Annotated in this window: 12 protein-coding genes; 11 read left to right on the top strand and 1 reads right to left on the bottom strand. The window is 49.3% G+C overall.

All coding sequences use genetic code 11. The features are described from left to right. Positions 1-17 precede the first annotated feature (17 nt). The 10 genes from AC0VZ8_RS18270 to AC0VZ8_RS18225 all read left to right on the top strand — a co-directional run bounded on the left by AC0VZ8_RS18270 (position 18) and on the right by AC0VZ8_RS18225 (position 10,508). Positions 18-731 (top strand): glycerophosphodiester phosphodiesterase, encoded by a 714-nt coding sequence (locus tag AC0VZ8_RS18270; RefSeq protein ID WP_475483942.1) that lies wholly within the window; start codon positions 18-20, stop codon positions 729-731. A gap of 260 nt (positions 732-991) precedes the next feature. Beyond that, positions 992-2,251: an MFS transporter gene (locus AC0VZ8_RS18265; protein ID WP_475483941.1), complete on the top strand. Its 1,260-nt coding sequence runs from the start codon at positions 992-994 to the stop codon at positions 2,249-2,251. 358 nt (positions 2,252-2,609) lie between these two features. Next, entirely contained in the window at positions 2,610-2,885 is a 276-nt protein-coding gene (locus tag AC0VZ8_RS18260) for an acyl carrier protein (RefSeq protein ID WP_475483940.1), read from the top strand. Beyond that, entirely contained in the window at positions 2,872-4,386 is a 1,515-nt protein-coding gene (locus AC0VZ8_RS18255; protein WP_475483939.1) for a hypothetical protein, read from the top strand. The genes AC0VZ8_RS18260 and AC0VZ8_RS18255 overlap by 14 nt, the downstream gene beginning before the upstream one ends. Positions 4,387-4,408: 22 nt before the next feature. After that, complete coding sequence (locus tag AC0VZ8_RS18250) at positions 4,409-5,515, top strand: hypothetical protein (RefSeq protein ID WP_475483938.1); 1,107 nt, start codon at positions 4,409-4,411, stop codon at positions 5,513-5,515. Continuing rightward, on the top strand, positions 5,487-6,662 hold the full coding sequence (locus tag AC0VZ8_RS18245) for a radical SAM protein (protein WP_339217770.1): 1,176 nt from the start codon (positions 5,487-5,489) through the stop codon (positions 6,660-6,662). Before AC0VZ8_RS18250 ends, AC0VZ8_RS18245 begins: the two co-directional genes overlap by 29 nt. Before the next feature lie 60 nt (positions 6,663-6,722). Next, positions 6,723-7,706, top strand: a complete 984-nt coding sequence (locus AC0VZ8_RS18240; protein WP_071220758.1) for an ABC transporter ATP-binding protein — start codon at positions 6,723-6,725, stop codon at positions 7,704-7,706. Beyond that, positions 7,703-8,512 (top strand): ABC transporter permease, encoded by an 810-nt coding sequence (locus AC0VZ8_RS18235; RefSeq protein ID WP_475483937.1) that lies wholly within the window; start codon positions 7,703-7,705, stop codon positions 8,510-8,512. Before AC0VZ8_RS18240 ends, AC0VZ8_RS18235 begins: the two co-directional genes overlap by 4 nt. Before the next feature lie 12 nt (positions 8,513-8,524). Then, the gene (locus AC0VZ8_RS18230) at positions 8,525-9,328 is read left to right on the top strand and encodes an ABC transporter permease (RefSeq protein ID WP_475487712.1); all 804 of its coding nucleotides are present in this window, start codon (positions 8,525-8,527) and stop codon (positions 9,326-9,328) included. Between the two features lie 136 nt (positions 9,329-9,464). Further along, positions 9,465-10,508 carry a hypothetical protein gene (locus AC0VZ8_RS18225; protein ID WP_475483936.1) on the top strand — a complete coding sequence of 348 codons (1,044 nt, stop codon included), beginning with the start codon at positions 9,465-9,467 and terminating at the stop codon, positions 10,506-10,508. A gap of 147 nt (positions 10,509-10,655) precedes the next feature. Here AC0VZ8_RS18225 and AC0VZ8_RS18220 read toward each other — a convergent pair whose 3' ends face one another. After that, positions 10,656-11,270, bottom strand: a complete 615-nt coding sequence (locus AC0VZ8_RS18220) for a TetR/AcrR family transcriptional regulator (RefSeq protein WP_475483935.1) — start codon at positions 11,268-11,270, stop codon at positions 10,656-10,658. A gap of 350 nt (positions 11,271-11,620) precedes the next feature. On the opposite strand from AC0VZ8_RS18220, the gene AC0VZ8_RS18215 reads away from it, so the two are divergent. Then, positions 11,621-12,619 (top strand): phosphotransferase enzyme family protein, encoded by a 999-nt coding sequence (locus AC0VZ8_RS18215; protein ID WP_475483934.1) that lies wholly within the window; start codon positions 11,621-11,623, stop codon positions 12,617-12,619. Positions 12,620-12,633: the final 14 nt, after the last annotated feature.

Raw genomic sequence — 12,633 nt, 5'->3', positions numbered from 1 at the left:
ATGAGGTGAGCAAAAAGATGAATAGTAAACCCAAATATGTCGCCCATCGCGGATTGAGTTTGCATGCTCCCGAGAATACCATCCCAGCCTTTGAATTAGCGGGCAAATCGGATTTCTGGGGCATTGAATGCGATACCTATTGCACAACGGATGGCCGCTGGATCGTCCATCATGACCGCACCGTCGACCGTATGACGAACGGTACCGGGAGGACAAAGGATTTCTCATATGAGGAGATCCGCAAACTGCATATCGTGGCAGGAAATGGGATCGGGAACTACTCCAGCCTGCACATACCTACGCTTGAGGAAGTGCTGTCCGTCTGTTTGTCCTACGGCATGCATGCCTTTATCGAAATCGAGGAATATCACCAAGAGCGTGATCTGGAGAAGTTAGTTGCGCTTGTCCGCGGTTCCGGCATGCTGGGGCAATGCAGTTTCATCTGTTTCAATGCCGATGATCTGTTGAAGGTGCGGGCAATCGACGAAAGGGTTCCGCTCGGCTATTTATCGTCCAAACCGCCAGCCGCTGCAGACCTGGAGCTTATCAGCCGAATGCAGCCTGCCTTTCTGGATTACGATTATCGTTCGACCACTCCCGAGGACGTACGGAACTGCAGAAGGGCCGGAATTGACGTTTCGATGTGGACCGTTAACGAACAGGAAATTTCAAAGCCGTTTGAAGAGGCGGGAGCCGCTTATATTACAACGGACACGATTTTGTGGTCATGATGGTTCTAGGATATCCTTCCTCACCGAAGTGAAGGTTTATTTGTTGAAAAGTCTGGAAGTTGTCTATACAGTTAATGAGAAGAAACTGTGTGTGCCTATCTTTGCGCAGCTTCTCGTGAAAATCGGTAGAGCCTAATTGTCTTCCCGCATTCGAGGATCTCTGATGGACGTAAAATGAGCAATTAAAAAGAAATATCGCACTTCGTTTTAAGTTAAAATGAGTATAATTCGCGTGAGATCATACACGAAAGGGTGGGACGATGTCAGAAATCGTAGATGACAAGAAAATCCATTGGAAGAGGAACATCATTCTCTTCTTAAGCAGCCAGACACTGTCGTTGTTTGGATCTGCCTTGGTGCAATATGCCATCATGTGGTACATTACACTAACTACGCAGTCAGGCCTCATGATGACGCTGTATATTATTTGCGGATTCATTCCGACGTTTTTGCTGTCGCCGTTTGCTGGCGTTTGGGCGGACCGCTACAACCGTAAATCACTCATTATGATTGCGGATGCTATGATCGCGGTGGTTACGCTGATTTTGGCCATTACGTTTATGCTTGGCTACCAAGCGATTTGGCTGCTGTTTGTCATTTCTGCCGTACGCGCACTCGGGGCAGGCATTCAGACACCAGCGGTCGGAGCGATATTGCCTCAAATCGTGCCGCAAGAGAAGCTAACCAAAGTTAACGGCATCAACGGCAGTCTACAAGCGCTTACCATGTTCGTAGCGCCCATCGTCAGCGCGGCTTTGCTCATCATGGCAACGATCGAGGTGATCTTTTTTATCGACGTCGTTACGGCTGCGATCGCAATTTTCACCTTGTTTGTCTTTCTCAAAATTCCGCTGCACAAAAAGGCTTCCGATACGCAAAGCACCGGCTACCTGGACGACTTCAAGGAGGGCTTGGCGTATATTAAACAGCATGCCTTTTTAAAATCCTTTTTTATCTTCTTCGCTATTTTCTTTGTGCTTATGGCACCTGCTGCCTTTCTGACTCCGCTGCAGGTTACTCGCAGCTTCGGTGACGACGTATGGCGCTTGACGGCAATCGAGATCGCGTTTTCCGTCGGTATGATGGCAGGAGGAGGGATCATCGCGTCATGGGGCGGCTTCAAAAATAAAGTGTACACGATGGCGATTGCCAGCATCATCATGGCTGTATCCACTTTTGCGCTCGGCATTGTCCCTGTATTCTGGATTTACTTAGCCATCATGGCCGTGTTCGGCGTAGCGATGCCCATATTTAATACGCCGACCACCGTCATGCTTCAGGAGAAGGTGGACGAAAATTATTTGGGTCGGATATTCGGTGTCTTCGGGATGATCTCGACTTCCATGATGCCCATCGGGATGCTGATATTCGGACCGCTTGCCGACGTGGTCAAAATTGAATGGCTGCTGGTCGGTACCGGACTGTTTATGCTCGTGCTTACTGTGTTCTTCGCACGCAACAAGCGTTTGGTCGAAGCGGGCAAGCCGCTTCCGAAAGAGCAAGAGGCCGCCACGGATTAAAGCTTCAATGCCTGGACAGAAAATGGACATACCAAAACGAACATTAAAATAGTGTCCCGGGCTGGTTTCCTGTTGCCAAGGCACTATAAAGCATATGCCACGTCATAAGTAGAAGGAGCTAGTGACCTTTTTTGAGGTTACAGCTCCTTTTTATCGTGAGATCGGGCGCAGCATTCGGCAATGTTCACTCTATCGAATCATGTTATATTTTTTGTTGACAGATTTTAACATCAGGAAGATAATAATTGTAACTATGGAAAAAGGAGGGAATCGTCTAAGGAGTTTGTATTCAAATGGAATCTCTAATCGTAAGGATTCGGTTGTACCTCGTATATTAACCCTTTAAAGGAGTGTAGTCATGTACGATAATATCGTAGACATTTTGTGCTCTATCAAGGAAGACCAACCGGAACTCCGCCAAAGCCTGTCCCCCGAAACGGATCTAAACAACGATATAGGCCTCGATTCTCTGCAAATGATCCAGTTTATGCTCAAAGTCGAAGATCAGTTAAACGTGGTCATTGACTATGACCAATTCGATTACGAACACCTCCAGTCGATCGACACATTTATCACGTTCCTGAAAAGCTGCCAATCGCAGGAGCAGCCTCTGTACGAAGATGTCAAACCATGAACCCGGTGTGATTCCGAAAATCGTGATGGGTACCTTCGATCCCGAAACGCGGTGGAGGGATCCGGCGCTGGCCCGGCTGCCCGCGATGCCCGATAAGGAGCGAGAATCGATTGTCCTATGCATGGACGAGCTGCTTTTTCCATTTTGCGGGCCGGACGACGTCCTTTACACGCGTTGCAAAATCGATCCTGCGCTGCATGAATACCTGAACGGACTGGGTTTTTCTTTTCGGACCCGTTATCACTTTGATTTGAACGAAGAGGCTAAACCTTTACCAGGATTGGACGTGTTCAAACAGTGTATGTTCAGCCTTGCAGCCGAACAAGCCCAGGATCTTTTGCCGGTAAACAGGATGCTGAAGACTGCCGCTGCCGGTTATTCAAAGGGTGTGGTTTTGCCGGAATCGATCCCTTCCATATATGCCGCTAACGATTTACGGCAAAGACAATCACCGGATGAGACTTTGTTCTCCAACGCCGCACATATTTTATCGCCCTACGCAATTACAGCAGAAACGGAAGCTTACCTTCATGCTGCTGAACCGTTTAATTCATTACCGGACATGGAGACGGTTGTACGTGTGAACTCCAAGATATACTCGAGCAGGCTTCTGACTAGAATTGGTGAGAAAAGCTGCGGCATGGAGGCAAACAGCGCTGCGGAAATTGAGGCGATCGGAGCAGAGCTTCTAAAGCAAGGGCCTTACCTGCTGAAAGACCCTTTCGGTGTTTCGGGCAAGGGCAACCTGCTCATCGACAGTGAAGCCATGCAGCGAAGGATCGCGGAGCACCTGCATAAACAGGAGGGGAGCGGATTGCGGGTTCAATTCCTGCTGGAGCCCCTGCTGCCGAAGGTGACCGACTTCAGTTCTCACTGGTTCATCCAGGAGAACGGAAAGACGGAGTTCATCTCCGTACAGCGGATGATGAATCACCAGCAAAACTACAGCGGGTCTATCAAAGCCGATGAAGCTTTTATCGGCATGCTTGAGAACGTCGGTTATTTTACCGTGATGGAGAAAGCGCTCCGGGTTCTTGTCGAGGACGACTATCACGGCTTCGTCTGCTTTGACTCCATGGTACTGGAGGATGGAGAGGTCGTATCCATTGTGGAGATCAATGCCCGCAAGTCCATGGGACTGATTAACGCCTATCTCGATAAATGGTCGGAACCATACGGCCTTACCGGCTGGCTTACGTTTTTCTCTCTCGGTCTTCCGGGAGGCTTCACATTCGGGAAACTCCTGCAGGCTCTATGCGAATCCGGTCTTTTGTTGACAACACCCGGGGATTACGGGATCGTACCGCTATCATCCAATACCGTCATGGTGAACGAGATTCTGAACCGGCGCCGTATCGCCGAAGGAGTACAGAACAAGCGAGGCGTACCGAAAGGGCGGATGTATGTATCGGTGGTGGGCTGTGACGACAGACACCGCAGCCAACTGGTCGAAAGCCTGAGGCAGGTGCTCGCCGACTTGTCCGTAAAAGTGTACAACTAAAACTGGAGCTTGGAGGCTGCCCATGAATTCATCTTCGGTTACCTTGCTGGCGTCCGGGAATTCTCTCGGCGCATACATTCCGGCTATGCATCTGCACATGTACCTGCAAAGCCGAGGTGTCGGAACAGACGTTCAAGTTCTGGAAAACTTGTATCACGAAGAAGTCCGGCACAAGATTCGGTCCACAAAAAAAGCATTCCATGCTGATTTCTCCGTTGCCCGTATGGGGCATAAGCTGGCCAAGCCCGTTGACTCTTCTCTGGACGAGGAGAAGGTTCGGAGGATGCTGGAAGGCTGGAGACAGGCCGGTATCTCCCGCTTTGCAGTCTTTACCGGTTTCTGGCTGCCGATTCTGGAGCGTTATAAGGAAGCTGCGGGCATCCCGCTGGATATTCGACTGATTCGGTTGGATGCGATTGATACACCGTCTTATAAGGTGCACAAGCCATTATACCTAGGCTATGACAACGTCTGGTTCTACGATCCTTCAAAGCTGTCGCCGGGCAGCTACCTTGCTTCGGACGAAGAAGAACCTCTGCCTTATGCGCAGCGTACCGGACGCGTTCTGATCCATGGCGGTGGCTGGGGGATCGGGACCTATGCCGGGACGATCTCAGAACTTCAAAAGCTCGGTCACAGCCTTGATGTGATCGTATATGATCCCTCTGAGGTACAGGAGGACGACGGGGTTACACGCTTCTTCGGAACGGAGGCCTCCTGGGATCCGTGGAGCAAGGATGCGCAGGGGTGTCACACGTTTCCGCCGATGGTCCGTTATGTCCGTGAAGACGGTGTTCTCCGGGAGTTTCCGCTCGGGAGTTACTCCGCTTACACGGACCTGATGCGTAATTGCGCCGCAATCATCAGCAAACCGGGGGGAGCGACCCTGAACGACTCGCTGGCATTCGGAATCCCTTTTGTTATGCTGGAACCGTTCGGCGACCATGAGCTTCACAATTCAGCCTATTGGGAATCCCGTGGTTTCGGTATCCGTTTTGCGGAGTGGAAAGCCCGGGATTTTTCAAAACCTAAACTGCAGGAGATTTGCAGATGTTTGCTGGAGCAGCGATCAAAAATCAACCATTATGGGAGGAACATCTATGCAGCCGAAAACAGCAGTTACGTTTGATAAACTGACATTCCGCAATATGAAAAGAACCCTGGTGCCGCTAGCGGAAACGGGAAGGAAACTCAAGGAGGATCCGACATATGCGGCCCCCGTGCCATATGAGATCGGGATCAAGCTTAATAACGGCTGCAACCTGCGCTGCAAGCACTGCTTCGAATGGAATCCGGAAGGCTTCCATCACGGTTTTGCCAAAGAAGTAAAGAACGACGAAATCGAGATTCCTGTCGTGGAAAAGCTGTTGGCCGAAACGAGAGAACGCAAATCGCGCGTATTCCTGTGGGGCGGGGAGCCGCTGTTTTACTCCAAGTTTGATGAACTGGCGGAGCTGCTGGCCAAAGAAGACCGTTATACAACAATTTGTACGAACGCGATCCTCATTGAAAAGAAGCTGGATTCCATCTTGAAAATGTCAGAAAATCTGGTCATGCTGGTCAGCCTGGAAGGCTTCGAGAAAGAGAATGACGCGATCAGGGGCAAAGGCACGTTCAAGAAAGTGATCCACGCTATAGAGCTGCTGCTGGATTTGCAAAAGCAGGGCCTGTACAAAGGCAAAGTGTCCGTAGCTCTGACGGTAAATGACCAGATGGTCGGCCAGCTATACAGCTTTATGGAATTCTTCGAAGAGATGGGCGTAGATTCGGTATATTTCTGCTTCCCTTGGTACATCCCTTCCGGGACGGCGGAGAAAATGGACGCCTACTTCGATGCTCATTTCCCGCACCTTGCCTCCCGCTTCGCGGACGACCACAAGAACAGCTGGCACTCCTTCACGTTCCACATCTCGCCGGACCATTTCGACACGCTGATCGAAGAGCTGAAACGTGTCAATTCGCGTGTATGGAATGTACGGATACGCTATCAACCGGCACTGGAGCCTGAAGAGGTGGAAGGGTTTATCCGGGGAAGCGAGAAGCCTGCCATGAACCGGACGAAGTGCTTCTCGATCTCGAACCGGATGGACGTAATGCCGGACGGCAAAGTGAATCCGTGCAAGTTTTTCCCGGAATTCAGTGTCGGCAATCTGTATGAAGATAGTGTGGCGGATATTTTCCATGGCGAAGATCTTCGGAAACAGCGTGAGGTGCTGGCATGCGGTCTGATGCCGATTTGCTCAAAATGCGTACTGCTTTATAACAATGGAGTTTAAGCGTTTAAACTTTATGCTGTTCAATCAGGCAAATCAGGCAAACGTTTGGGAGGATCGGAGATGGATTTTATCCGTGTGCGGGAGCTGCACAAATCGTTTGTGTATTACCGGAAACAAGCCGGGCTCAAACATTCATTAAAAAATTTGTTTGCCCGCAAGTCACTGGTGAAGGAAGCGGTTAAATCCGTTTCCTTCGATATCGGTCCCGGCGAGTGTGTCGGATTTCTCGGGCCCAATGGGGCGGGCAAGACCACAACGCTCAAAATGTTATCGGGCATTCTATATCCCACGAGCGGGGAAGCCGTTGTACTCGGACATGTGCCATGGGAGCGAAAGAACGAGTTCAAACGGCTGTTCTCCATTGTGATGGGCCAGAAAAACCAGCTTTGGTGGGACCTTCCTGCCAGCGAGTCGATTTATTTGAACAAATGTATTTATGACGTCGACGATGATCTCTACCGTCGGAGTCTTGCCGAGCTATCGGAAATGCTCGATGTGCAGGACCTTCTGGATGTGCAGGTGCGCCGGCTGTCCCTGGGGGAGCGGATGAAAATGGAGCTCATCGCCGCACTGATCCATCAGCCTAAGCTGCTTTATCTTGATGAGCCGACGATTGGCCTCGATTTCCCTTCGCAGAAGAAGGTCAGGGAGTTTCTGAAATACTACAATGAACAGTTCGGTGCGTCGATCCTGCTGACGAGCCACTACATGAAGGATGTGGAGGACCTGTGCAAGCGGACGATCATTATCAATGAAGGCAGTATTCTGTATGACGGTGATCTTCACAAAATCAACGATCTTTTTGACGAGCAGAAAATTATAAGGTTGCAGTTCTCCGAACCCGTTGCCGAGCAGCGGTTGGCCAAATTCGGGAAAATCGTCAGCGCAGACGACTACAACGCTGTTTTGGAGCTGCCCAAGTACAGGTTGAAGGAAGTGTCGCGTGCCGTGCTCGATTCGTTTCCGATCGTTGACTGGACGATCGAGGACGTGGCGATCGAGGAGAGCATATCGATGCTCTACCGCAAGGAATCCGTCGGATGAACAGACGCAAATTGTATAAGGCTGTGTTTACAATGGGCGTCCAGCATTCGATGGAATACCGTTTTCATTTTTTTCTTGGTCTCGTGGGGGCCGCGTTTCCGATTCTTGTCCAGTATTTCATCTGGACGGCGGTGTACCGGCATTCCGGTCAGGCTGCGCTGTTCTCGTATTCGTACGGTCAAATTATTTTGTATACGATCTTGGCGGGATTGGTGTCCAAGCTGATCGCGACTCAGTTCGAGCACCAGATTGCCGATGATATCAAAAACGGCGGTCTTAACAAGTATTTGATCAAACCGGTCAGCTATTTCGGATATCGGCTGGTGTCCTTTTTCGGTCAGAAGGCGATCTACTACGGGATTACGGCTTTGCTGCTCGTCGGAATTATTGGGTTCGCATCTGCGGGTGGCGTGCTGGAACTCCAGGCCATACGCTTGATTTTGTTCGCGGTCACGCTATCGGGGGCGCTTTTGCTCAACTTTCTGATCGCCTACTGCATCTGCGCGAGTGCTTTTTATCTGCATGAGATCTCGTATTTTTTTGTCATTACAAGTCTGCTCGTCAATATTTTGAGCGGAGGCATGTTTCCGCTCGAGATTTTCGGGGAGTCGGTTGTGAAGGCACTTCAGTACACGCCATTCCCATATACGATTTATTTTCCGGTCAATATCCTCAGCGGCAAAGCGGAAGCGGCGGCTATGTACCAAGGGCTGCTCATCCAGTGTGGGTGGATTCTGCTGTTCTTCTGGTTATCCCGCCTGACGTGGCGCATTTCCATGAAGAAATATTCGGCAGTAGGGGGGTAGCGGACGTTGCATATGTTTAAAATCACGAGGAAATACATGCGTCTGTACGGTTTATTCATCAAAAATTGTCTCATCGCCCAAATGGAGTTTCGGGGCAATTTTATGATGAGCCTGCTGGTCGAATCCGTCTACCTGCTTGCCAAGCTGCTATATGTGCTAGTCGTGTTCCGCACCGATCTTCACGTTGATGGCATACCGCCCGAGGGGCTGCTTCTATTTATAGGCATGCATACGGTGGTGACCGGAATTTATGTCGGCCTGTTTTTTACAAATTTCATGAAAATTCCGGAATATGTTAAAGACGGTTCACTTGATTTGATGCTGACGAAGCCGGTATCCCTTCAGTTCATGGCTTCCTTGCGTTACGTCGATTTGGCGCTGCCGATCCCGGATATTCTGGTTGGGTTCGTCATGATCGGCATCGGCTGGCATGCGATGGATATTCCGCTGACGTTCCTGCAACTCGCGGGGTTTGCCCTGCTGCTGCTCGTCTCTGTTGTCATCACTTACTGCCTGATGATTATCCCGGCGCTGCTTTCATTCTGGTTCGTCCAGACGGGCTCTGTGTCGGAGATCGCTCATTCCGTTTGGGACGCCAACAATTTCCCTATGGCTATATACCCGGCCTGGGTCCGGCGGATCGGGACTTTTGTTATTCCTCTATTCCTTATTACCAATTTCGGACCGATGTTTCTGCTTGGGCAGATTAACTGGCTCCATGCGGGCTTGGCACTGGCCGCTTCGCTTCTGCTCTTTGCAGCTGTACGGCTGCTCTGGAAACAAGCCGTGAAAGGTTACAGCAGCGCGAGCAGTTAAGCGGGCAGTTTGGTGGGGCGAAAAAAGCAGAGCTTGCATCCTCGCATCAGAGAAGGAAGTAGATGTGTCGGGTTAAATCGTCGGAAGACTGCTATCACGACGATTCCGGATCACTTGTTAGAAAGGGGGGAATCAGATGAACGCGTTTCAGCTACCGGTGGTGAATCCACCGCTTAAAGGATTTTTGCGGTGGGCCTATACACTTTCCATCACCAGCATCCATGAAGAAACGAAGCCTTGGTTTTACAGCAATTTTATCCAGCTGTTCTGCAAAAAAAACTTTCTGGAGGACGGCAGGCAGTACTATTTTGATTTTTTTCGGGGCAAGCCCAACGAACTGAATTTCAACAACCCGTTTCTTCTCACCTGCTCGGTCAATTATACGCTTCTGGAGAGTTTGGCATTGGACGTTTGGCCGAAATTTTTCGCGGATCAGATCCAAAACGGCTATTATTGCGTTGTGTTTTTGGATGAATCCAGGTTATCGCCTGCGGCCTCCTATCAGAGAGAGCCGTTCCCGCATCATCTTTTTCTATACGGTTATGATTGGGACGAAAGGGTCTTCAAAGCGTCGATGTTCGATCGTACGGGAGTATACCGCAATTTGCAGATCCCGTTCCGGGAGTTTCAGGACGCCGTTCAGTCCATGAGGCATCTTCTAAAGGAGAAGCTCACGGCCGATCATCATACTTACTTTTATAAATACGAGCCGCATTCTCCATATCCTTTTGATAAAACGGCCGCGATTGACCAACTTCGCGATTATCTAAACGGAGAGACCCGTCTCAACCGGATCAATTACAATTCGGACAACGAAGAAGCATTCGGAATCAAGGTATACGACTATTTGCGGCTGTACTATGATGCCGCAGAGGGCAACGATTCCCGGCTTGGTGACCGTAACGATGTAAGACACCTTCATGTGCTCTGGGAACATAAAAAAATGATGAGCGAGCGGATCGGATACTTGGTGGACGAGGGGATCATCCCGTATGACGAAGAGCTGGTGGCTGGCTACAAGGATATCACCAAAAGGGCGATGAAGCTGAGAGATCAGTACATTCGTCATGAACTTCGCGAAGACCACGAAATGTTTGATCGGCTGAGGCTTCGGTTCGATGAATTCCAAAACGAAGAGCCTGTTCTCCTGCAAAAACTGATTACACTGCTTGATGGCTGAAAAAATACGGGGGAGAATCCGCGTCCCGGATGCGATGCTTACTGAAAAGACCGGGTTTTCAGCAACTGATGAAGCATGGTTAGAACAAAACCTGCTAGCTATGGCTAGCAGGTTTTGTTGTTCATTAATAGTTAAATGATGCTCTCGTTAGCCTGACTGCGTCGATAAGGCATCCCATACGCTCATCAGTTGAGTGATGGCAGCACCCATTGCTTCGTATGAAATACCGTCCCGGGCTTGGGTTGATATTCCTTGCAGAAATGTTTCAAATAAGGTTACCAGCATGGGAATATCCGTTGATGCCGGCAACTCTCCATTGGCTGCGGCTCGCTCGATACACTCTGTTAGCCAACCGTGAACCCTTGCCCGTTCCTTGGCAAGCATCTCTCGGATATGTTGTTGCTCGGGTGAACAGTTCACGGCGGACAACACCAACAGACAGCCGAGAGGGTGGGAACTTTCGGTTTGCATTTTAGCCGATCGTCGCAGTCCTTGTTCGATGGCCGCTTTTGATGTCAGGTTTGTATCCCTGAAACTTTCAGAGACTTGTCCATAAGTGGAGATATATTGATCCATCACTTCTCGGAACAGGGATTCTTTTGATTCGAAAGCGGCATAGAAACTCGCTGCAGAAATATCGCCCATTGCAGCACGCAACTGAGCTAGCGAAGTGGATTCGTAGCCGTATTCCCAGAACAGAAGCATGGCGGCAGCAACTGCCTCGTCACGGTTAAAAGCGCGTGGACGTCCCGTTCGTGCCATATAAATGCCCCTCCTTTATTTAATTCTATACTAATCGATCCAGAAGTCCTTGACAAGAGAGAAGGGTCGATCTAATATATGGAATGATCGATCCATAAATAAATAGACTGGCTGGGCGTGTTGATCTGGTCCTGCTTGTATTTGGAGCATTCGCACTTATCTCGATTTGGATTGTGGGTCTGTTGATAGATCGACACCTGCGACTGCTTGTACTTCTTAGTCTGTTGGCTATTGCGTGCAGTTCGAAGAAACATGGCTTTCCCAGCAAACCATACCGCAATAGATAGCCAAATTTATATATGATGCTATTATAGATCATAAGAATATGGATTCGCATGACAGGAGGGCGTATGGACCAAAACATAAAATTAATGTTCTTGGACGAACATGCCATTGAAGGTGCAGCGCGGTTCGGAGTCAGCTCCAAGGAGCTGACCTTCCTTGGAGGATTTCAAAACTTTATATACTCCTACGATCGTAATGATATGAAATATATCCTCCGTTTCACAGCGAGCACTCATCGAACAGGAGAAGAACTTGCAGCTGAAATAGAATGGATTCGTTATCTATCAGAGAATGGTCTCGCAGTATCAGATTCCATATCTTCGATGAATGGAAACGACTTCGAACGAATCCGAGGAACTCATATTGATTTCTACGTGACCTCTTTCAGATATGCGCCTGGTCGTAAAATCGGATACCCGGAATGCTTAGGCAATCCCTTACTTTACGAGCAATGTGGACGCCTGACTGGCCGTCTCCATGAACTGTCGAAGCGTTACAAACAAAAGGTAAAAAGGCACACTTGGGAAAACAATGAATACCTCCTACAGGCCCAAAAATATATACCGGAAGAGTACCTACCCATTCTTCTTGCGCTTGATGATCTTAAGAGACATTTGTCCAGTCTCCGTGTTACTACTGATAATTTCGGATTGATACACGGAGATATCAATGTAGGAAATTTTATGGTTGATGAATCAGGGGGAATAACGCTTTTCGACTTCGACGAATGTCAGTATAGTTGGTATGTCGAAGACATTGCGATCCAGTTATATTACTTGCTGTATGTATTGGGGGAAGATTCTAAAGTTGAGCGAAAGGCACAGTACGAGCTTTTCATGAAACATTTTGAACGAGGCTATACAGAGGATGGCCGTCAAATGCCTGAGGGCTGGAAGGATCAGATGGGGCTTTTCCTGAGGCTGCGTGAAATTATCGTAGTCGTCGGCATGCACCGAAGCTGGGATTTAAGTCAACCAGACGGTTGGACTCGCGACTTTTTAAGGGATAGCAGGATGCGGATTATACATGGGGTTTCGTTGATCGACGAATTCCAGTCATCCTAAATGGGAGGATAGGA

The organism is Paenibacillus sp. QJM3NY_38, from assembly GCF_056173265.1.
Note: the sequence above shows the minus strand (reverse complement) of the source record. Positions and strands in the feature narration are given on the sequence as shown.